The sequence below is a fragment of the Clostridium sp. CS1-1 genome (genome assembly GCF_056135525.1).
In genome coordinates this window covers 1987299-2010468 of record NZ_CM148680.1, presented here as the reverse complement: position 1 = coordinate 2010468, position 23170 = coordinate 1987299, and the positions used below count along the sequence as shown (strand labels likewise).

Below are 23170 nucleotides of genomic sequence, written 5' to 3'. Positions count from 1 at the left end.
ACAGTATTAGTCTATCTTTCATATAATATAATATAGTAATTTATATAATTTTATAAGAGATTGTTAAATGAAGAGGGAGGTGTTTATTATTTATATTATCAACGTAAATAAAAGAGAATTTAAATTTTCAAACACCAACAATGCTTTTCATAATTATTGGCCTTACTCTAATAACTTAGATGATAAAAATCTTGAGTTTAACAAATTTGCTATGGAGGCTTACAAGAGTTCCAACAAAATCAGGATATTAGAGACGGATTATGGTTTTACAGAAGAAGTGTTGGTTTATAAGGATTTTATTTTTTCATTTATCTGTAGCAACAGCCATAAATTATTATTTAATTATCTTCCTGTGAAAGACTTATTTATTTATAATAGCTTTCCGAACTTAACAAAATACCAAATTGAGATGATTAATACTGTTTCAGATAACCAAAAAATTGGAGACATAAAGATAAGCCTATATAACGGTATATTTTTAAATTACAAAGTAATATGCACTTATGATGTCTTTTTAAACTACTGCAAAATTAATCAAATAGAATCTTCTTGGGAGGATGTAAAGGAAGTAATTTTTAATGATTTCCTTCAAAGCTTAACTAAAACAAAGATAAATAGTTCTTCCATAAATACCGACTTTGGTTTCACAACAAATAACATTGATAGTAATGGAATTTTTAACTATGTATATTTTGATAAACTTATGATAATTACAAACTATAAATAAGTGATACCATAATAAATAGGGCTAACAATTAGTACTTCCAACATCTGCAATGGGGTCTGACCCCATTACAGATATTGGAAGTACTTCATGCTACTTTTTTTAAGTTCCCTTGTACTATACAAAACTTCATAGTCGTAAATACTAATTATGTTTGCAATCCTTCTGATTATGCCTTCACATTGCTTATTTGTTTCACCGTGAACCATAGTAAAAAAGTTATAAGGCCAATTAGGGAAAGTAGGCCTTTGATAACAATGAGTAACTTCGCTAAATTCACACACTATTTTGCCTATCTCTTCTATTCTATCTTCTGGTATTATCCACACAACCATTGCATTAGCACTATATCCAGCTTGCCTGTGATAGAGAACTCCACTTATTCTTCGCAAAATCCCCCTCTCCTTTAAGTCATTAAGATTAGTTATTAATTCATGTTCTGAAATCCCTAATTCTTTAGCTATTTCTTTATAGGGCTCTCGTAAAATAGGTAAATCTGATGATAGTCTTTTAATAATCCTTTTTTGTAAATCACTTATCATAGCTATTCCTCCGAAAGCTTAAAAGCAGCTTTTACCTTAAATAATCTAACTGAAGGTAAATTGATTATATCCTGAATGTTAGTTTTCTCTTTAATGCCCTCCAAAATTACGTTTATTCTTTCTTCCGAAGGTGCAATTACAGTAAACCACATATTATAATGATGCTCTCTTATATAGTTGTGAGTGACTTCATCATACTTACTTATTATTGTCGCCACTTCATCAACTTTATCTTCTGTTACACTAATTGCACACAGAGTACTGCTATACCCAAGTTTTTTTGAATTAAAAATTCCACCAAATCTTCTAATATACCCTGCCTTTTTTAGTTTTTGTATTCTAAAAATAACTTCTTCTTCTGATATGCCTAATTGTTTTCCTAAATCTGAAAAAGGTCTATTATTTATAGGTAAATCCTCTTGAATGCTATTTAGTACCTTTTTATCTAACGCCTCCATTAACTCACCTTTCCTATATCGTTTATTTATAATGCAGAATAATTGCTAATATACTCCAATTTGTAACGCCAGTTTTTAGTTTATAACTTTATATTCTTTTGGTGAACAACTGCATAAGTCATCTCCTGCCATGTAGTCTCCTTCATTATAATATGCTGCTCTTGCCCTACAACCTCCACAAATTTTCTTATGCTTACAACTACCACAGCTTCCCTTATAATCTAATGTTCTAAGTTCATTAAAAATTTTACTTTCTCTCCAAATTTGACTGAATGGAATTTCCCGAATGTTACCTGCCGTTTCCTTTAAATAAGCACAGGCTTGCACATCGCCTTTTGGACTTACTATGCAGTAACTTATCCCTGCTAAGCACCCCCTGCTAAATCTTAGATTCATCCCCATACTTTCTGCAATTCTCATGAACTGAGGGGCACAAGTTGGTTTTAATTCAATGCTAACTTCTTTTTGCTTCTCCATAATTGATCTTAGCAAACCTTCATAATCTTCTAAATCTAAAGCCTCTTTTTCAATATTTGCTCCTCTTCCAGTTGGGACTAAAAAGAAGGGATGGTGAGCTTGTGCTCCCATTGCGTATGCAAAATCTGTAATATGAAGTAGTTCATCTTTGTTCCAATCCATAACTGTAGTATGAATTTGAAATGACAAGCCTACATCTCTACAGTTTCTCATACCGTATACAGTATCCTTCCAAGCTTCCTTATACTTTCTAAACTCACTATGTTTATCTGCATTTAAACTATCTAAGCTTATGCCCACAGCTCTAAGCCCCACTTTTTTAAGCTTCATTGCAACTTCTTTCGTAATAAGCGATCCATTTGTACCTAAAACCGGTCTTAATCCTAAACTAGTTGCATAACTAATTAGCTCGAAAATATCCTCTCTCATCAAAGGCTCCCCACCTGAAAATATCATTATTTTAAACCCTGCTTTATCTATTTCCCTTAAAAGATCCTTTGCCTCATCTGTTGTTAGCTCCCCCTTATCTTCTTGGCCAGATTCTCTATAACAATGTTCGCAATACATATTACACTTATTAGTCGTATTCCAGGATATAATCATACATTACCTCCTTCTCATTTAATTAATTTCTTCATCGGATAAATAGCATGCCGGATCAGATTCCCAGAAATCTCCTGTAACCGCCTCTGCACGTGCTCTAAAGTTCCCGTTACAAACAGATAACCACTTACAATTACCGCAGCGCCCCTTTAATAGTGGCTTTCTCTCTCTAAGCCCTGTAAGAATTGGATTAGAACTATCTTTCCATATATCACTAAACTTTCTTTCTCTTATGTTTCCAAATGTATAGTGCGAAGTAAACTGGTCTGGGTGTACATTTCCTTGAAAGTCTACATTTCCAAATGCCATACCTGACCTATTACCCCCATTTGCACTCAGGAGATTCCATATTTTTTCTGATAAGTGAGGATACTCTTCTCTTGCTTTCATATATAAGTAAACTGCATCTGCATGATTATCTACAGTTAAAATTTCTACTTTAGGCCCAAACTCTAAAGCTTTCCTCATTATTAAATCCATTGCCAATCGTGACTCTTCATGCGTAATATCTTCTTTTATCATTTCACTTCCTCTGCCTGAGTAGACTAAATGATAAAAACATACTCTTGGAATATTTTCTTCCTTAATTAATCTGAAAATATCTTCTAATTGATTAAAATTGTGACGATTAATTGTAAACCTTAGTCCAACTTTTTGACCACTCTGTAAACAATTTTGTATTCCAATTAGAGCCTTATCAAAACATCCCTTTGTCCTTCTAAATTCATCATGTTTTGAGCCTATTCCATCTAAGCTAACTCCTACATAACCAACTCTAAACTTCTTTAATGAAGTACATACCTCCTTTGTTAAAAGTGTTCCATTGGTTGAAATAGTACCTCTAATATTATATTTACCGGCATGTTCTAGTAAACTAAAGATATCCCTTCTCATAAGAGGCTCTCCACCGGAAAAAAGTATTACAGGCACCTTGAAATTTGCTAAATCATCTATGAAATTTTTTCCTTCTTCTAAAGTTAACTCACCTTCGTACTTCTTATTTTCCGAGTCTGCATAACAATGAACACATTTTAAATTGCAGGTTCTAGTGCAGTTCCAAACAACCACAGGCCCTCTTCCTGCACTAACTCCATGTTTTTCCTTTGCAGCTCCTTCAACATAGCGTAGACTATCTCCATAATTATTAGATTCACATAGTAATTTAGTTACACTAATCATTCTTGATCTCCTCAAATTTATATTAATTGATATAAGTATTTCAACTTATATTTGCTATAGAATTTAGAATCTATAACAAATATTTTTCTTTAATATTATCTTATTATAGCTATTCTTCTTAAATTCCTCTGAAACAAAAGTTTAACAAATCACTTGAAAATCAAAAATATAAAGGAGCATTATAACAATGTTTATAATGCTTTAGTTTCTTTATTTACTTTTTCCCATAAAACCCAGCACTTGACAATATTAAATCTATAAAATAAACTTATATGTAAAAAATAATTATTGAAAGAAGGAATAGAATGAGTATAGAGAGTGTAAGAAACTTCTTCTTAGAAAGGACACAAGAAGACCCTGTTTTCGAGTTAAGTGAACTATCAGCAACAGTAGAGCAAGCGGCAAGTTCTATTGGAGTAGAACCTAAATTAATAGCAAAAACCTTAGCTTTTAGATTAAAGGATAGGGATATTTTGGTTGTGGTTCGTGGTGATGCCAAAATTAGCAATAAAAAATATAAACAATTTTTTAGTACAAAAGCAAAAATGATAGATTTGAGTGAAGTCGAAGAAGTTACAGGACATCCAGTTGGAGGAGTATGTCCTTTTGGTTTAAAAAACTCTTTAAACATTTATCTAGATGTATCACTACAAGAATTTGAGCACGTTTACCCAGCTGCTGGTGCTGTAAATGCTGCACTTAAAATAACACCTCAAAAAATGCAGAATATAACTAATGGTGAGTGGATAGATGTATGTGAGGCATAAGCCTATTTAGTCAACTGCTATCCACTGACAACTAAAGAACTCTATCATATTGTATATATTATATATAATAAGTTATAATATACCTGATTCTATTAATCTATAAATGTAGACATGAGGTGTAAAAATGTTAATACAAAATCTATTAAAAGGCAATAATGTAAGATTAACTTCATTAAAAGAAGAGGATTTACCTATTTTTGAGTCATGGTATAATGATGTGAATTTTTTAAGGCTTTATGATATGATTGCAGCAGTACCAAAATGTAAAATTGAACTTAGTGAAATGCTAAAAGAAATAAGAGGTGCGCAAGATAGATACATATTTGCCATTAGAACTATAGAAGATAACAAATTCATTGGCGTAACTGGATTTGAAAATATCCTTTGGAACAATGGCGCTGCTGTGATATACATAGGCATAGGAGATAATTCTTGTAGAGGTAAGGGTATTGGTAAAGAGGCACTAGCACTTACTATGGAATTCGGCTTTCAAGAATTAAATTTACATAGAATTGGACTTAATGTATTATCCTATAACAAACCAGCAATAAAATTATATGAGAGTCTTCATTTTAAAAGAGAAGGAACTTACAGAGAATTTATATTCAGAGATGGAAATAGGTATGATATGTACCTTTATGGTATTTTGAGACCAGAATGGGAAGAAACAAGGTAGTAAAACCTTTACTTCTATGAAACGCTTAATTTAACGTTATTTTTCTACTATAATCAATGTTTGCAAAAAAAACTCTAAGTATTATTATTATATATAGTAGTATATTTTTTATACCATAAAACCTAAAAGTGCATACTTCACTATTATATATATAAAGTTATATAATAAACTTGTATAATAAGCAAATTTTGTAATTAATTCTTTGGTTTTTTATTAAAATCATATAAACATCATTTAGCAGTAAATCCTTACTGTGTATTAGCTAAATTTTAAATAATTGCATAGTTTCAAGTCTATGCAATTTTTCACGTTTACATAACTGTAAACATTTATGAGAATTGATTTAAATATGAAATTTGTTTAAATTTACAGATGAGATAAGGAGAGTATTTTATATGCTAACATTACATCCAACTAATCTTTGTGACATAATCGTTTATAATGATATACGACAAATAAAAACTTTAAACTCAAATAACCTTATATTTTACCCTTTAACTTTTGAAGATAAACATGTTTTTGATAAATACTTAAATGAACATACATTTACTACTAGTGAGTATACTTTTGCTAATCTTCTTATTTGGAGAAAAGGTTGTGATATTCAATATACAGTATATGATGGTGTGTTAATTATAAAGAAAAGAGATTTCAAAGGAAAATATCACTTTATGCAACCTATAGGCTATACAAGAGATAACCTTAAACAATTAGTTGAAAAATTAAAAGAATACAAAATAGAAAATAAAATGGATTATCTATTTAAAGATATAGAGAAACCCTTCTTAGAGGATATAAAGGAGATTTATGGTGACCAGGCTGTAATTGAAGAAGACACAGATAATTTTGATTATATATATGACAGAGAAAAACTAGCTACATTATCTGGTAAAAAGCTTCATGGTAAAAAAAATCATTTTAATTACTTTACTAAAACCTATAATTATATAGTAAAAGATTTCTCTGATCCTTTTGTAAAAGATGATTGTATAAAGGCTGCTGAAGCTTGGCATGCCGAGAAATACAGTGACGATGAATATCTTTCTTATGAACTAGAAGGTATTAAGGAATTGATAAATCATATGGATGAACTTAACCAAAAAGGAATTGCTGTTTATGTAGATGGCATTGTATCTGCTTTTACAATTGGCGAATGTGTAAATGAAGATACAGCAATTGTTTATATAGAAAAAGGAATACAAGATATAAGAGGAATTTATTCCTTCATAAATAAAGTTTTCGCACAAGAATATTTAAGTTCTGTAAAATATATTAATAGAGAGCAAGATTTAGGTATAGAAGGATTAAGAAAAGCTAAAAAGTCCTATTATCCACTAAAACTTGAAGAAAAGTATTCTGTAAATTTACTATAATCACAAGTACTTAGCTTGAGCTTATCACAATATAGGCTCAAGTTTTAATTTTATCATGTTAAATTTTACACTTTCATGATAAAATTAGAATACAAATTTATAGAGGGGTTGTGAATACTTTGAAAAGAGTTTTAAGTTTAGCTATAGTAACTACTCTTGTTGTAGGTATTTCTGGCACTGTTCATGCAAAGAGTGGATGTAATATAAGTAGAATATATGGTACTGATAGATACAAAACTTCAGTTAACATTTCAAATAAATTCAATAATGGTGAAATTGAAAATGTAATAGTAACTAGTGGTAAGGATTTTCCGGATGCTTTGTCTGGTAGTGTTCTATCTAAAAAGTATAAAGCTCCTATATTGCTCTTAAATACGTCTATAGAAGAAAGCTCCGATTCTATTCAATATATTAAAAATCACTTAAGCAAGAATGGTAAAATATTCGTTCTAGGTGGACCAGCTTCAGTAAGTGAAGACTTCATAAGTTATATTAAAGGACTAGGATACAGCAATGTCTTAAGACTTGGAGGAATTAATAGATCAGATACAAATAAATCCATTGTGAGTACCATGAATGTGGAAGAAGGAACTCCAGTAGTCATAACTAACGGTTATGATGGCTTTGCTGATGCACTTAGCATATCTAGTGTAGCAGCTTCAAAAGGATACCCTATATTGATTACAGGTAAGACAAGTTTACCTGAGGAAGTTAAAAATAGCATTTCAACCATTAAACCAAACCATATATATATAATAGGTGGAAGTGGCGCTGTTGGTAGCGAAGTAATTATTGAATTAAAAAACTTAATTCCAGCTTTAGATGACAGCAAAATAGAAAGAATATATGGTGAAAATAGATATGAGACTTCATTAAATATTGCAAAACATTTTAATTTAGATTCTAATACTGCAATAATAGCTAATGGAACAAACTTTCCTGATGCTCTCTCTGGAAGTGCTTTAGCAGCTAAGCTAAATGCTCCGATACTACTTACTGATGGTCAGGATATAGAAAACCAAAGTAATTATATCCACAGTAAAAATTATAAAGATTTAATTGTAATTGGAGGCCCAAGTTCTGTAGATGTTGTAGTTGAATATTCATTAAAAGGATCCGAAAATACAACTCAAGCTGAAAAGGATTTTATTAATCATCTATCAGATTACTGTAAATCATACATAGATAAAAACACCAAGACTTCAAATGATGTTGAAGCCCTTTTTAATAATGAAGAATTCATGAAGAATTTAGAAAATCCTACTACTCCCTTTGAGCTATCATACGGTATTAGCAGATTTATTCAGATGCTTGAAGATAGTAACTCTTATTTAGAAAACTATAGAGAAACATTAGTGAATCTTAGAAATAATGTCTCCTTACTACAAGCTTCAGATAATCTCCAAGCTCTAAAGTTAGAGTACGTAAATGCCATCAATACCGAACTAGACAGCCTGGATAAGATTTGTGTATTCATAAATAAATATGTAAAGGCATTTACCTCTCTAAAAGCTGCAGTTGATTCTCTTGATATTGACAGAGTTGACAGTGAAATTAAGCAATTTGATGAGTTTAATATAAAGGATTTAAATAGTGTTCAGAATTTAGGCGGCGAAGAAGATAAAATTAAAAAATTAGATCAGAAACTCTTGAAAATTAAAAATAGCATAGAGTAGGACATTTACTTGATAATAAATTAAGTTGTAATTTTAAAGTTATACGTCAAAAGCACTATCAATATTTACTGAAACGCAATAAATATTGATAGTGCTTTTTAAACAACAAAATCAAGTATTAATTTTTTAACCATTTTGACAACTAGAAATAAACTTTGTTATTGTTTAAGTTTAAATTTGCCATTTTACGAAGATATAACTCTTGAGAACACAGGAGGTATATCTTCATAAAGTCCTTATCTACTTAAATATTCTAAATATCCTCATAGATTTTCTTTCTGATTCTTCTGTATTAAACATTGTCATTATATCATCTTTACTTATTACATAAAAACTATTGCTCTTATTTTTAGATTTAGTTGTAGCATTGCCTAAAGAATTGCTGTAATCTTTTCCCACATCACAACGCTCCTTTCTAATTTTATATTATCCCACTAGAAAGGTTTTATGATAGTATATAATGCTCTTATTGTTAACACATTGTTAAGTATAAAAAAAGTTCCAATTAGCTATTTATTTTCACATTATAAAAATTTTTCATACTAATACTAATGTACCTTTAAAATACTTAATCTTAGATACAGTCCTACTTTAGCATGTAATCTGACCTTTTTTGTTCCCTATAAAAATTCAATCAAATCTTTAATTATCTAAGATTATATCCTCTAAAGCTCTCTTTGGCACATAATGAACACCATCTTCATCCCTATAATATTTAATATCTCCTGACTCTCCAAGTGGCACAAGTTTAACTATTTCTTTAGGTTTTCCGAGTGCTATAACCATTATTATCCCATAATCTTCTCCTAGCCCAAGTTCTTCAGCTAAAGCTTTTCTGTCTATATTGCCAAACATGCAACCTCCAAAGCCTTTTTCTACAGCGCCTAAAAGAATACTTTGTGCAGCTAGCCCAGAATCCCAAAAACTGTTTTTACTTAAACTTAAATCTTGAAGCATTACTATGTATGCTGCTGGCTTTTCCCCATCAGTTGGTCCATCCCAATCTTTTAAGTATCCAGCCCACTTAATATTTTTAAATACCTTTTCATTTTTTTCTTCAGTATTTGATAATACATACTTTAAAGACTGCATGTTTGTCCCTGAAGAAGATAATCTTGCTAAGTCTATAAATTCTTTCAATGTTTCCAGCGTTATTTTTTCTTCTTGATAAAATCTTCTGTATGTCCTATTCCTTAAAACTAAATCTTTAATCATATTTAACACTCCTTTGCTTATAATTATACTATATACAGATATTAACAAGTAATCAATACATAACTTTTTAGTATTTTAGTATATTTTAAGTAACTATGTTGAATTACCAAGGTTACCAAAAATAATGAACTAATAACAAGTTTATGTTTGGAGGATAGTTTAATGAAAATTAAAATTAAAATTAAACAGGTGGATGCTTTCACAAATGTACCCTTTGGTGGGAATCCTGCTGGTGTTGTACTAGACTCAGCTTCCTTAGATGATACTCTAAAATTAAAGATTGCAAAGGAAATGAATCTTTCAGAAACTGCTTTTGTTTCTCCTTCTAAGGTTGCAGATTTTAAAGTGCAATTCTTTACTCCCAAAATAGAGGTAGATTTATGTGGACATGCTACTATAAGCGTATTTCATTCTCTTTATGAAGAAGGAAAGCTAGATTTAGGAAAAAGTAAATTTTATCAAGAGACTAAAGCAGGTGTCTTACCTGTGGAATTGTTAGAAATTAATAATGAAAAAGTATTTATGATGACGCAGAAGCCACCAATCTTTGAGGAACTTAAGCTTCATAGAAGAAAAGTTGCTAGTCTTCTCGGGTTAATAGAGGAGGATTTACTGGATACCCCAATAATGAAGATTAGCACAGGAATTTGGACGTTAGTTTTTGGAATAAAAACTTTAGATAAACTTATGAATGCAAAACCTGATTTAAAAGCCATAGAGGATTTAAGCAGAGAGTATGACTTAGTAAGCATTGATCCTTTTTGCATGGAAACTATAGATGCCAGGTATAGCTATCATCTAAGAGATATAGCCCCAATTGTCGGAATACCTGAAGATCCAGTTTGTGGAACCGGAAATGGTTGCGTCGCATCCTATATTGCATATAATAATTTGGTGAGTTTTGATAGAGAAATCAGCCTTATAGGTGAAGAAGGAAATGAAGTAGAAAGGCCTGGGTTAGTTTATGTAAATATCACCAAAAATGACAATCAGATTACTGAGATTAAAGTTGGAGGACATGCCGTTACTACATTAGAGGGAGAAATTAGGTTGAATTAACGTGCCTCCTCCCTTGCAAGTGGATTGTCACCATAAAAAGAGAGACCCGTTAAGGTCTCTCATACTCTATTTTTCCGTCAATTATAGTCATATCAACTTTGATATCAAGTATTTTATCTTGTGGGTAAGATGTAATATCGTCAGAAAGAATAACCATGTCAGCTAATTTACCAACCTCAATACTACCTTTAATATTTTCTTCATAACTGGAATAAGCTCCATTATAGGTGTAAAGTCTAATTGCTTCTAATATAGTAATCTTTTGAGTCTGGTCCACTGGTTCATTTGTTACTCTATCAGTTCTATTTACACAAGCATCTAATATATACATTGATTCTACAGGTCCTGATGGTGCATCACTTCCAATTGAAACCATGACTCCTGCATCAATCATACTTCTTAGCGCCACAAAATACTTCATTCTGTCTCCGTAAAACTTAAAATAATTTCTTCCATTCCATGATATAAATCCAGGATTTGCGCTTGGGCAAACATTTAGCTTAGCCATTCTATCAATAAGATCCTGGTCTACAATAGCACAGTGCTCAATTCTATGTCTTGCTTCGGGTCTTGGGTTTGTTTTAAAGGCCTTTTCATAACCTTCCACCATGAACTCTACAGCTAGGTCACCTACAGCGTGAGCTGATGCCTGGCAATCAGCATCATTTATCATTTTAATATAATCGGCCACTTCTTCTCTCTCCCAACCAAGAATGCCAGGCATGTTAGGATCATGGCAATAAGGTTCTCTTGTTGCACAAGAAGGTCCACTTGTTCCCCCATCTATCATAAACTTACAAGTACCAATTTTAAAATGTTCATCTCCAAGCCCACTCTGTAGTCCAAGGGAAAGGAAATGTTCGTTATCCTCAAGAGAAACAGGCTTTCCAAAGATACTATGAAGCATCATGTATTCTCTAACCTTAAATTCTCCTGATTTACAAATACTCTGCATAATGTGGTAAGAAGGCTTATCACACTCCCCTGCATCATGTACGGAAGTAATTCCGTTTCGAAGTAGCAGATTATTTGACTTCATAGCAGCATCCTTCTGCTGTTTATCAGTATAAACCACTTTACTCCAAATATGAAAATGTGTGTGGTCTTTAACCATACCAGTTAACTTTCCGTTTTCAACTACGACTTCATCATGTGAAAATTTTTTAGCATCTTCTGGAGTATATATTCCAACTGTATTTAGAGCAAGTGTATTATACATACAAATATGTCCACATGTTCTCATGCACTGTACGGGATTATTAGGAGCAGCTTCGTCCATCTCTTCTATTGTTATATGTCTCTTCTCTTCAACCCTGTTCTGATCATAGCCCATCATTGAAATCCATTCACCAGGTTTTCTCTTTGCAGCAGCTTTTTTAATTAACTCAATGATATCCTTAATTGATTTACAATTAGCATATCCTGTATTTATAATTGCAGCATCTTCTGTATTCCCAAAGAATCCATTTAATATAGGATGATAATGGCTGTCAATAAATCCAGGTGTTAAGGCACGCCCCTTAAGGTCAATAATCTTGGTAGTAGGACCAATAATCTTCTCTAACCCTTCATTATTGCCTACGTAAACTATTTTATTCCTCTTTATAGCCACCGCCTCAGCAATTTCATCCCTCTTGTTTACTGTAATTACTTTTCCGTTTTTAAAAGCGTAATCTGCATAAGAAAAATCAAAAATCATTTTTCCTCCTCCCTAATCCTATAAATCATTTTGGTAAGCAAAAGCAACTATTATTTCATTGTTTCCATCTCTACTTCCTTATTTCCATCTTTAAATGCTTTAGATGGGAAAGCATACATCATTATAGCCATTATAATAAGTGATACAATCATTCCAGTACTTTGAGCATTTAAAACTCCAAATAATTTCACTTTAAAACCAAATGTCAATACAAGTGTAACTGCAACACCTAGAATTGCTGAAACTGAAGCTGCTGCTGCTGTAGGACGAGTTGAGAATATACCAAAAAGTAGTGGTGCTGTCAATGATACAGACATTAATGTATAAAAAATTGAAAGTGCAGTTATTATATTAGGAAGCATTAATGACATTCCAACTCCAAGAACTCCGCAAACAAAAGTAACATATCTGCTCATTTTAAGTAATTCAGTTCCGGTAATTTCAGGCTTTATGAATGTCTTAAATATATCGTTAGTAAAAGATGTTGTTAACATATATAAAACAGTATCTGCCGTACTTATTTCAGCTGCAAAGACTGCCGCTAAAGCTATTGCTGATACCCATACAGGTAATAATTCTTTCATTGCTGTAGGTAATGCCAAGTCTTGCTGAGCTAAATGTGGAAACATTGCGAAGGTACACATTCCAAGTATTGCTGGAATAAAGGCAAAAACAAATTGTACTATTGCATTATAGGTAGTGCCTTTTCTTATAGTGTCCTTGTCCTTAGATCCGAAAACTATTCCAATTAGGCCTGGAGATACGAAGAATGAAGGCGTAAGCATGAAAAAATATCCTATTATTATAGTAGCTCCTAATCCAAAGAAACTAAAATAACTGTTTGTCTTAGCCACACTTCCTAAGTTTGCTGCCACCATTGTGTGTAATCCACTTAATCCACCAACATGACCTAATGCAAAAGGTACCGCAATTATAAATCCTGATAAAACTACCACTAATTTTAATATTCCAACATATGCAGCAGATACTATGCCACCAAATGCGAAGTATACTGTAACAACGATTGCACCAATAATTACACCTATACCCTTAGGTACATCAGCAATTACATTTAATATCCATGCAACACCCATAAGCTGTCCTGCAAATAAAGCTAATGTTCCAATTGCCATCATTGTAGAAAAAACACCCTTAAATTTTTTTGAATATCTTTTATCTAAAAAATCGCCAGCTGTAAGCAAATTATATCTAGTAGATAACTCCCAAACCTTTGGTCCTACCCAAAATGCAAGTACTAAACTTCCAAGACCTGACATAATCATCCACCAAACTGCTGATATACCAGACGTATATGCAAGCCCTGTAATACCAACAGTAGATCCTGCTCCAATATTACCTCCTATTAATGTAGCAAATAGTAACCCGGAGTTAAATTTTCTTCCGGCTACCATAAAGTCACTTCCGCTCTTTACATATTTAGATACAACTATACTTATTATTATTAGTGCTATACAATATAAAGCAATTGCCGTTATATAAATATTCATACTTTGTACCCCCCTAATAATATTTTAATATAGCTTTTTTAACACTTCTTCTTTCATTTCTTCAGCATGAGATACACCTTCTTCATACCCAGGAACCTTTGCATTAAAACTAAATTCAGGTGATGGGAAACTTCCATCGAGAGCTTCTTTATGAAACTCATTAAGTGCTTCAACCATAGATTTTCTAATCTGTGCATATTGCTTAACAAACTTTGGTTTAAAATCACCATACATTCCGAGTAAATCTTGTGTAACTAATACTTGACAATCAACGTCTGGACCAGCACCAATACCAAGAACAGGAACTTTTACTGATTTAGCCATAACTTTTGCTACACAACTAGGAACACATTCAAGAACAATAGCAAAAACACCTGCTTTTTCAATTATCTTAGCGTCTTCAATTAATTTTGCAGCACTTTCAGGTGTTGAACCCTGAACCCTGAAACCACCAAGTTGACTGGTTGTCTGTGGTGTAAGGCCTAAATGTCCCATTACTGGTATACCAGCTTTTACAATTGCTTCAATTTTGTCTGCCATTTCTATGCCGCCTTCTAATTTTATACAATCGCAGCCAGTTTCTTTCATCAAACGGTTTGCATTCATAACAGCTTGCTCCGAACTAACATTATAAGAACCAAAAGGCATATCACCAACAATAAATGTATTAGGGGCACCCTTAACTACTGGGCGAATATGATGAACCATATCTTCCATGGTAACGCCTGTTGTGCTCGTATAACCTAACATAACCATACCAAGGGAATCGCCTACTAGAATAACTTCGCACTCACTATCATTTACAATAGATGCTGTTGTATAGTCATAAGCTGTCACATAAGCAAATTTCTTACCCTCGTTTTTATATTTTTGAAAATCTAAAACAGTCATTTTCTTTTTCATTTTTTTCCTCCTTTATATATTCTACATTATAGAATATCATTCCATTATTTATCTACAATTAATATATATTCAACTTAATATAAAAAATTCCATATGGCTCGTTATTTTTTTAATCTTTCTGTCAATTTCTTTGTATCTTTATTCATACCTTGCCTTTAACTTTGAACTATATTTTTATAAATAATATAAAATTAAAATTATTTTAAAAACATCTGATTCGAAAAGTTGTCTCAGAATAGCTTCATTCATTATTTTCTAATCATTTGTAAAACAAAAGATTTAGCAATAAAAATGAATTTAATTTTAGTGCTAAACCTTATTACTTATAACATATCAACTTTTGTAAATCTTAATGTGAGTCTTTCACATTATTTAACTTCTGAAAAGGGTTTATATTAATATTTAACATGAGATGCTATTCTTAGAGTAGTTTCCTTTAATAGCTCAATATATATCTTCTTCTTTTCTTCATCAATCCTTATTGCTGGCGCAGCAATACTTATTGCAGCAATAGAATTGTTTAATCCATCCTTTATTGGTACTGCTATACATACAAGCCCCTCTATATACTCTTCATCATCTAAAGAATATCCAGTTTTTCTTATTTCCTCAAGATTCTTTATAAGTTTTTCTTCAGAATCTATTGTGGTATTAGTTATTTTGTTGAAAACTATTTGTGAAATGTCTAAATCCTTTTTAAAAGCCATAACTGCTTTTCCAAGAGCACTACAGTAGGCAGGTACCCTTTTCCCTACCTCCAATTCTATTCTCAAAGGCTCTGCAGTAATAATTTTATCTAGGAATACAACTTCGTTTTTATCTACAATTGCAAAGTTAACAGTTTCATGACATTTTTCGAAAAGTTCTTCTATATATGGTCTCACAATCTTTCTTAATGGAATCCTATTTGCAACTTTATTCCCCATCTCAAATATTTTAAGTGTTGCATAATATTTGTTATTTTCCTTGTTCTGCTCAACATATCCCGTTGTTTTAAATGTACCTAGTATTCTGTGTACTGTACTTTTACCCATACCAGATAAATTTGCTAACTCTAATATACTCATTTCACCGTTTTCCAAAAGATGTTCTAGTATATTTAGAGATTTAATAAGTGAATTTATATTGTAGTCATTTTTTTGTTCCATTACTTATCCCCTTTTCATGTATAGGAAAATCGATTCAATTAATCACCCTATATTTTACTTATTGTTAAATACCTTTTTCTATTGACTTGATTATATTAGTAAGCACAAGATTTATAGGTGTATCAACTGAATACTTTGCCCCTTCTTTTACAATAGCACCATTAATTGTATCTATTTCCGTTATTCTTTTGTTTAGGATATCCTGAAGCATAGAAGATTTGTTTTCGCTAGTTTTATAGGCAACTTCCATAACCTTTTTAACCATATTTCCTACATCGAAACTAATGCCTGAAGCCTTAGCTACTGTAACGGCTTCCTCAATTGCCATTCTCATTAAATCTCTTGTCTCTTCAAGTTTAAGAAGTCTTCCATTCTCAACTCTAAATATAGCAGTAAGAGCATTAATTCCGACGTTAACTATTAGCTTCGACCATATAAGTTCCATAACATTATCTGAAATAACAGTATCAAAGCCTGCCCCTGTTAGAATCCCCAGTACATTATCGATTCTTTTATCTTCTTTGCCTGCAACCCATCCAATATGAGTTTCTCCTATACCCCCATGCTTAATATGTGCTGGTCCCAGCATTGTTGCTCCATGAGCCGTAGTTCCTGCAATAACATTATGAACTTTTACATGTTTACATATCTGATCTATATTCCCGTAACCATTTTGCAAACTAAGTACTATAGTATCAGGACCTAAAAGGGCTGAGTTTTTCTCTAATGCCTTGCCAGTCATAATGGATTTAACAAAAACTATAGCTAAATCAACATATCCTACACCTTCAGCACTACTTAAGGCCTTTGGATGAACTACTATTTCTTTACCTATTTCTTGTATACTAAGACCACTCTCATTTATGGCATCAACATGATCCTGCCAGACATCAATTAAATATACCTCTTTACAAACCTTTGAAAGATAACCACCATATAAACTCCCCATAGCCCCTGCACCTATTATAGCAATCTTCACAGTTAATTCACTCCTATCTAAGATGATTTTGTATCTTCATTCTATATGCTAGAATTCGGTTTCACTTTTATTATATATATATTCAACATTTGTTAATAATTTCCTATTAGTATTATTAATTTTTTTACTTTTTCTGATACTTTAATATACAGCAATTATAAGTATACAAAAAGAGACCTATTAAGGTCTCTCATACTTTCTAATGGGACTGTATCTTGATTTACTTTTTTCACTTGGATCTATATATTCAAAATTTCCTTCTGGAGTTTTCCATATTCCTAGTCTAACAAGTTGTTTATGTTTTACTTTACGTTTATTAACCATTTATCTATGCACCCCTTCCTCAGTATTAGCTTGTTCCAAGAAAGGTCTTTTATTCATGCAATTTATATATCTATTATATTACCTATCGTAATGACCAAACAGCTATCTAATCTAGTCCAATTATAGTATATATACTTAGAAATTAATTATTACGATGACTATATAAAAATGCCTAATATAATGTTTAGTGTTATACAATATAATATAATTATACTCTTCAATATATGGTGCTAAATTTATAGAATTCTCATAGTTCCCGTTACTACAAAAATCGCTTTATTTAAAGAGATGAGGCTAGCATTCAATTGATAGTCTCTCTTTTGTTATACTTTGATAATACTCATAAATAAGCCTGTCCAATTCTTGGCTAAGTTTCAATACTTGATCCGAATATAAACATGCATTATCTTCAGTTAACCGATTCAATTCTTCCCTCAGTATTTCTATTTGTTCTTCCATTTCCACATCTCCATGTTACAATTTTAAACAACATTGTCAATTATATTACAATCAATTCAATAATTCAACAATTTAACATAAATTTAACATAAGACCCATTGTAAACAGTTAAGTAACAGATTTTGTTAAATAAAAATAAGTATTGTAATTAAGCTTATAAATTATCTTACATTTTCTTTTTGTTATATATCATTTAAACTTATTCAAATTTATGATTGTCCAATAATTGTTTTCACAATAAAATTTCTTCTATCTTATCCTCAACCTTATTTATTTTACAGTTACTAGAATTAATAATTTCAAACTTATCTGTTAGTTCTGTTATGTTTCATAGAATTAAAAGCACTTGAAGTTAACCAAGTGCTCTTTATTGTGCCATCAGCTTGTAGTCCCTATTGGTACACCCACTATAATAATATCTTATCACTGTTTTCTATTAAAGTCGTTCAGTATTTCCTTTTTAAGTATTAATCCATCTAATTATTTTCTATATATCATATATAACTACAACCTACATATCGATAACGTGTACATGCCAAAATTTATCAACCCATAGCCCAATTACCCTAACTGGCAGTCCCCATGATTTTACTATGCGTGTTGATGCTATTATGTCTTGAAAATGCTCACAATCACTAACAGGGTTGGCAGCACAATCATAATGTCCTACTACAGCAATTACATTGGAATTATGAGCCGTTATTGAAATAACAACTTTCTCTCTTATTCTTTCAGTTTGTACCCACTTACCTTGAGATAACACCTTATCCATCCCGGGTTCTGTAATCAAATCCACATAATCTACGCCAAAGTTTTCTTTTATCCATCTTATTACAGGAATTTGAATTCTACCATCAATGCAATTTAAAGCAGTTCCAAATCTCTTTTTCATTATACCCTCCAACTATTTTACTAACAAAATATGAAGGTTTCATAAAATTCGTGATTAACAAATCCTATTGGTTAATATATTTTATTAGGCCGTCGTGACTGGCGACCTTATTCCTAGTATGAGAAAATAAAAAAACAGCTAGCTTCAAATCCTTGAAACTAGCTGTTTTCAACACTTGGCGGAAAGATAGGGATTCGAACCCTAGGTACGGTCACCCGTACGCCGGTTTTCAAGACCGGTGCCTTAAACCAACTCGACCATCTTTCCATGTCCTGCTGACATTTGTTATTATATCAACTATTATAAATTACGTCAACACTTTTTAAAAACTTTTTTAAACTTATTATCTAATGGCTAATCACTCTAAAAATCAGATGAAGTCCTCACTCCATCTGATTCAAGTTTTACTTGATATACTTCTTAACATTTTTCAAATGCTCTTCATAAGTCTTACTAAAAACATGGCCCTTCTCTCCAGCTACGTAATACAAATAATCGTGGTTTTCTGGATAAAGTGCTGCACGTATGGATGCCTTACCTGGCGAAGCAATTGGCCCTGGTGGAAGACCTTTATATAAATAAGTATTATATTTTGACTCTACTTTTAAATCATTATATAATACTTTCCCAAGTGTTTTTTCACCTTTTGTTTTTGCATATATAACTGCAGCATCTACCTGTAGTGGCATTCCTTTTTTTAATCTATTATATATAACTCCAGCAATTCTACTTCTCTCTTCATCATCTGCTGCCTCCTTTTCTATTAAAGAAGCAACTGTTATGACTTCGTTTACGCTTAAATTAAGTTCCTTCGCTCTTAGAACATATTCCTTTGTAAAAACCTTTTTAAAGTCCTTAAACATCAATTTAGCAATGTCTAATCCATCTGAACCCTCAGGAATATAATAAGTTTCCGGGAATAAATATCCCTCTAATTCATAGAGAACATTAGGATTTTTTGATATAAACTCTGATGATTCAAGTTCACTTGCCTTAATACTCATAAACTCACTACTCTTAACCAAGCTGCTTTTCTCTAATTTATTTGCAATTTGATAAAGAGTGTAACCTTCTGGTACTGTCACAATAGAAAAATCTGATTTACCTTCATTTATTTTATTTATAATTCCTCTAAAGCTTGTTCTAGGCTTAATAACCAGGTTTTCACTATGAATTGTATTCTTTAATCCAAATATTTTAGCATTAATCATGAAATATGACTTCGATCTAATAATAGACTGTTGATTTAACTTATCCGCTATTTGCTCAGCAGTAAAGTTTTTAGGAACAATAAAATTTAATTCTTGTGTATTGGTTGTTTTACCATACTGATGTAATATATAACCTATACAAAGGATAAATATTACAACTACACTTATAGACATTTTTCTTTTAAATTTCTTCATAATTCTACTCCAATTTTTAAATCTCACTTTTATTATACATTATTTATAAACTTTTTGTATATAACAACCTAAAGCTTATTCTCAACTAAATTTATTGAACAGCGTAATAACTGTCTATATTTATTCTTGCCCAACACACATACTTTATAAAGGTTAATATTTATCATATATAGTAATTTAGAGAATCTTCACTTTCTCGATTCAAAGGCGGGATTATTTACAAATAAAAAAATCAGGATACAAATCTTTAGCAATCTGTATCCTAATCCTTATTTTGAATTATCTATTTTGATAAACTTCCAAGCGCTGAATATACAGCTTTAACTACCTCTGACATTGTAACATTATCCTTTGGTCTGATCTTACCAGTATTATTTTCCTCAAGAAGATTAAGTCCGCCAGCTAGTGCAAGATAGCCAGCTTTATCGGCACTTACTGCACTACTATCAGAGTATCTAAAGTTAAGTAATCCCTTTATTTCCGCTACTTTACTGTAACCTAATAATTTTACTAGGCTTTGTGCAAGCTCTTCTCTTGTAACTAATTCGTCTCCTTTAAATTCATCCTTTGAATCTTGAATAATCCCGTAACTTACTCCAAATTGTAAGTACTTATAATCTATTGAATCCTTTGCTCCCACTCCACTTGCAAAGCTGAGCTCTTTCATTCCATTCATATATGGATTGTAACCTTTCGCATTAACAAGTATTTTAATTAGTTGCAATCTTGTAATTCCACCATCCAATTTAAAATCCTTAGTGTCTATAATTCCTTGAGAAGCTAGTATTAAGGCTTCTTTTTCCACGGTACTTCCCTTGATTACAGCCTTAAATGTTTCCATATTGTTATCTGAACTTTCGCCATAAATGTTCAAGGTTTTTCCTGTGGATGCATCAACACTATTTAAAGGAGAAAATCTATTACTTATGGAATATACAAGTCCAATTTTAGGAGTAGCTTTATTTACATCTTTGCCTCCATTAAAAAGCAAGTATGTAAGTATTGGTTTGTTATCCCCTAAAAATACTTTCTTTGCTTCATCATTGCTTATAGTCTTCTCAACTGTTGGCAGGCTTAGCTTATCTTGCCACATACAATTAAAGGAATTTACTTCTCCTGTTTTAGTATCAATACTAACATTTATTCCATCATTATTATAGGACATACCATTATTATTAAAGGCCACTCCATCTACCATTCTACTAAAGTTAAAGTTTATATATCTATTAGCATAAATTCCACCATACATATAATTTTGATTATTAAGATTTTTTTGTTCTGTATTTATTTCCTTAATCTTCTGTGGGGAATTTTTAGCTATAAACTGAATCGCCTTGTCGTAGGCTTGCTCCCAGGTTACATTAGGTGTGAAATTTTCTTCTGGTTTACCCTCAAAACTAAACTTATCTACTCTTACTACTTCTTCTGTTAGTGCATTTATAGTTATTTGTCCTTCTGGTGGCCCATAGTTTTTATTTGTACCACTTTTCATATAATTAGCTGACCAGATCTTCATTCCCTTTCCCATATACCCATAGTTCTGTTCATCATAGTTTATAGAATCCAACTCATATCCGTCCCCGTATAATTCTTTTATTTTATTTTTTATTACCTCTTCAGCTCTTTCACTGCTTATCGGACTTTGAAGGCTTAGAATAGGTTTTGCATTTTTAAAGATATCCTCTTTTTGCTTATCGGTAATATTTCTTGATTTTACATTTTCTAAAGTTTCCCCTGTCCAAGTTAATGATTTTCCACTTACTGCATCTATTATAAGCGGTGAAGAAGAATCTTGAGTATATACTAACTTAGTTTTACTTTCTTGGGTGCCATTAGGCTTACTCATATAAGTGTTGTAGCTTAAATTCATCTTCGTATTCTTATCAAATATATCATCTGCTCCTTTTTGATCCATAACTTTATCTGCGGCAGGAACACTTAATCCCTCATCCCATTCAACTCCATAAGAAATTACTTTTCCAGTTACACCATCTACACCTACTCTTATTTGATTACCTTCAAAAGGAATGTTATTTATAGTTCTGCTATATAAGAAACTATAATTTGACATACCATAATATTGTATAGAATTCTTATCTTTAAAAGGTGTAGTTTCTTTAAACTGTTCTGGATTTATCTTTTTCAAAAAGTTCTCTCCAATTATCTTTGCCTGTTCTTCAGTAATACTTGCTATAGGATTAGAATTTTGTCTTGGATTATATTCATTTTTATCCACATTCAGTACTTTTCCTGTAATTCCATCTACTGATACATTAATATTAATTTGTTTTTCGTCACTAGAACTAAACCAATGTATGTTCCAATTACTTATCTTTACACCATTACGATCGTATGAATTAAAATTTACGTTAGTTTGAAACTTTGTATCATCAATAGTAAATTCAAAGTAATCTGCCAAAGCTTTTTTTGCTATCTCCTTTGCCTGCTCCTGTGATATCTTAGATTTATCCTTTTCAGGTAATGCAGTAAGCTTGTCTTCAATGACTATTTGTGAAGAAACTACTGCTTTAGCATTATCAGTTGAAATATTATTTGACTCTTTGGCAAAAACAGGCTTTGCTGACATCATAAGGGCTGCAGTCAAAACGAGTACGAGGGTTCTTTTACTTTTCATGTGAAAATCCTCCTAAAATTTACTTTTTCATTTATATTATATATTAATAAATGGAAAATAAATGGATAATAAAGTAGTCAAAGCATAAATATTTATAGACAAAAATCATTACTTTTCTTACATTCCATGAGTAAAATCATGCAACTTTTTTACTATAATAATCATTTAATTATATTTAAATGATTTGTTGCGTTACCTAGTTATGAATTGTTACATAAGCTCCTAACTATCTGTAAACTCACGACTTATTCGGTATTATTACTGTCTATTTTTATTCCAATTAAATTAAGCCATAACTTTCAGTCCGTAAGAACCAAAATTATGGCTTAATATATTTATTACTGCTATCTAATTATTTTCTCTACTAGCGATAGGTAGTCGGTTCCTCAGATCTAACTTAAACATTCCCCTCCTTTGTAATGACTATATTATTATTGTTAGTGCAGTTATGTTATAGTATAGATATCT

At 31.5% G+C, this 23170-nt stretch carries 22 protein-coding genes and 1 tRNA gene; 6 read left to right on the top strand and 17 right to left on the bottom strand.

The features are described 5' to 3' along the window. Window positions 1–67 precede the first annotated feature (67 nt). Complete coding sequence (locus tag AC0N0V_RS09370; protein ID WP_474463701.1) at window positions 68–727, top strand: hypothetical protein; 660 nt, start codon at window positions 68–70, stop codon at window positions 725–727. Window positions 728–792: 65 nt separating this feature from the next. Here AC0N0V_RS09370 and ahbB read toward each other — a convergent pair whose 3' ends face one another. The 4 genes from ahbB to nirJ1 form a co-directional block, all read right to left on the bottom strand. Continuing rightward, window positions 793–1266, bottom strand: coding sequence for a siroheme decarboxylase subunit beta (ahbB, locus tag AC0N0V_RS09365; RefSeq protein WP_474463700.1), 474 nt, complete (start codon window positions 1264–1266; stop codon window positions 793–795). A 2-nt stretch (window positions 1267–1268) separates the two neighbouring features. Further along, the gene (gene ahbA, locus AC0N0V_RS09360; RefSeq protein ID WP_474463699.1) at window positions 1269–1724 is read right to left on the bottom strand and encodes a siroheme decarboxylase subunit alpha; all 456 of its coding nucleotides are present in this window, start codon (window positions 1722–1724) and stop codon (window positions 1269–1271) included. Window positions 1725–1799: 75 nt separating this feature from the next. Next, window positions 1800–2804 (bottom strand): putative heme d1 biosynthesis radical SAM protein NirJ2, encoded by a 1005-nt coding sequence (nirJ2, locus tag AC0N0V_RS09355; RefSeq protein ID WP_474463698.1) that lies wholly within the window; start codon window positions 2802–2804, stop codon window positions 1800–1802. 18 nt (window positions 2805–2822) lie between these two features. Next, complete coding sequence (nirJ1, locus tag AC0N0V_RS09350) at window positions 2823–3983, bottom strand: putative heme d1 biosynthesis radical SAM protein NirJ1 (RefSeq protein WP_474463697.1); 1161 nt, start codon at window positions 3981–3983, stop codon at window positions 2823–2825. Window positions 3984–4288: 305 nt separating this feature from the next. Between nirJ1 and AC0N0V_RS09345 the strand changes: the two genes are divergently transcribed. The 4 genes from AC0N0V_RS09345 (at window position 4289) to AC0N0V_RS09330 (ending at window position 8475) form a co-directional block, all read left to right on the top strand. After that, on the top strand, window positions 4289–4750 hold the full coding sequence (locus AC0N0V_RS09345) for a YbaK/EbsC family protein (RefSeq protein WP_474463696.1): 462 nt from the start codon (window positions 4289–4291) through the stop codon (window positions 4748–4750). A gap of 124 nt (window positions 4751–4874) precedes the next feature. Then, window positions 4875–5426 (top strand): GNAT family N-acetyltransferase, encoded by a 552-nt coding sequence (locus AC0N0V_RS09340; RefSeq protein WP_474463695.1) that lies wholly within the window; start codon window positions 4875–4877, stop codon window positions 5424–5426. A 395-nt stretch (window positions 5427–5821) separates the two neighbouring features. Then, window positions 5822–6799 (top strand): DUF2156 domain-containing protein, encoded by a 978-nt coding sequence (locus AC0N0V_RS09335; RefSeq protein WP_474463694.1) that lies wholly within the window; start codon window positions 5822–5824, stop codon window positions 6797–6799. Between the two features lie 119 nt (window positions 6800–6918). Continuing rightward, window positions 6919–8475 (top strand): cell wall-binding repeat-containing protein, encoded by a 1557-nt coding sequence (locus tag AC0N0V_RS09330; protein ID WP_474463693.1) that lies wholly within the window; start codon window positions 6919–6921, stop codon window positions 8473–8475. A gap of 240 nt (window positions 8476–8715) precedes the next feature. Here AC0N0V_RS09330 and AC0N0V_RS09325 read toward each other — a convergent pair whose 3' ends face one another. Together AC0N0V_RS09325 and AC0N0V_RS09320 are read right to left on the bottom strand one after the other, a co-directional pair. After that, window positions 8716–8874, bottom strand: coding sequence for a hypothetical protein (locus AC0N0V_RS09325; protein ID WP_474463692.1), 159 nt, complete (start codon window positions 8872–8874; stop codon window positions 8716–8718). A 243-nt stretch (window positions 8875–9117) separates the two neighbouring features. Beyond that, a complete protein-coding gene (locus tag AC0N0V_RS09320; protein ID WP_474463691.1) occupies window positions 9118–9690 on the bottom strand; it encodes a nitroreductase family protein in 573 nt (190 codons plus the stop codon). A gap of 162 nt (window positions 9691–9852) precedes the next feature. Here AC0N0V_RS09320 and AC0N0V_RS09315 point away from each other — a divergent pair, with 162 nt between their 5' ends. Further along, window positions 9853–10749: a PhzF family phenazine biosynthesis protein gene (locus AC0N0V_RS09315; protein WP_474463690.1), complete on the top strand. Its 897-nt coding sequence runs from the start codon at window positions 9853–9855 to the stop codon at window positions 10747–10749. A gap of 49 nt (window positions 10750–10798) precedes the next feature. Here the strand turns inward: AC0N0V_RS09315 and AC0N0V_RS09310 are convergent, their stop codons facing one another. The 11 genes from AC0N0V_RS09310 to AC0N0V_RS09260 form a co-directional block, all read right to left on the bottom strand. After that, window positions 10799–12448, bottom strand: coding sequence for an amidohydrolase (locus AC0N0V_RS09310; RefSeq protein WP_474463689.1), 1650 nt, complete (start codon window positions 12446–12448; stop codon window positions 10799–10801). A gap of 50 nt (window positions 12449–12498) precedes the next feature. Beyond that, window positions 12499–13956 carry a sodium:solute symporter family protein gene (locus AC0N0V_RS09305; protein ID WP_474463688.1) on the bottom strand — a complete coding sequence of 486 codons (1458 nt, stop codon included), beginning with the start codon at window positions 13954–13956 and terminating at the stop codon, window positions 12499–12501. 24 nt (window positions 13957–13980) lie between these two features. Continuing rightward, window positions 13981–14859, bottom strand: a complete 879-nt coding sequence (gene panB / locus AC0N0V_RS09300) for a 3-methyl-2-oxobutanoate hydroxymethyltransferase (protein WP_474463687.1) — start codon at window positions 14857–14859, stop codon at window positions 13981–13983. Between the two features lie 395 nt (window positions 14860–15254). Further along, a complete protein-coding gene (locus AC0N0V_RS09295) occupies window positions 15255–16007 on the bottom strand; it encodes an IclR family transcriptional regulator (protein WP_474463686.1) in 753 nt (250 codons plus the stop codon). Window positions 16008–16071: 64 nt separating this feature from the next. Continuing rightward, window positions 16072–16986 (bottom strand): ketopantoate reductase family protein, encoded by a 915-nt coding sequence (locus tag AC0N0V_RS09290; protein WP_474463685.1) that lies wholly within the window; start codon window positions 16984–16986, stop codon window positions 16072–16074. Between the two features lie 180 nt (window positions 16987–17166). Then, entirely contained in the window at window positions 17167–17310 is a 144-nt protein-coding gene (locus AC0N0V_RS09285; RefSeq protein WP_474463684.1) for a hypothetical protein, read from the bottom strand. 294 nt (window positions 17311–17604) lie between these two features. Beyond that, the gene (locus AC0N0V_RS09280; protein WP_474463683.1) at window positions 17605–17769 is read right to left on the bottom strand and encodes a Spo0E family sporulation regulatory protein-aspartic acid phosphatase; all 165 of its coding nucleotides are present in this window, start codon (window positions 17767–17769) and stop codon (window positions 17605–17607) included. Between the two features lie 511 nt (window positions 17770–18280). Then, window positions 18281–18661, bottom strand: a complete 381-nt coding sequence (locus AC0N0V_RS09275) for a carbonic anhydrase (protein ID WP_474463682.1) — start codon at window positions 18659–18661, stop codon at window positions 18281–18283. A 176-nt stretch (window positions 18662–18837) separates the two neighbouring features. Continuing rightward, window positions 18838–18928 (bottom strand) — tRNA-Ser (locus AC0N0V_RS09270). Between the two features lie 137 nt (window positions 18929–19065). Further along, window positions 19066–20067 carry an endolytic transglycosylase MltG gene (gene mltG, locus AC0N0V_RS09265; protein WP_474463681.1) on the bottom strand — a complete coding sequence of 334 codons (1002 nt, stop codon included), beginning with the start codon at window positions 20065–20067 and terminating at the stop codon, window positions 19066–19068. Between the two features lie 283 nt (window positions 20068–20350). Continuing rightward, on the bottom strand, window positions 20351–22702 hold the full coding sequence (locus AC0N0V_RS09260) for a YcdB/YcdC domain-containing protein (RefSeq protein WP_474463680.1): 2352 nt from the start codon (window positions 22700–22702) through the stop codon (window positions 20351–20353). Between the last annotated feature and the right edge of the window lie 468 nt (window positions 22703–23170).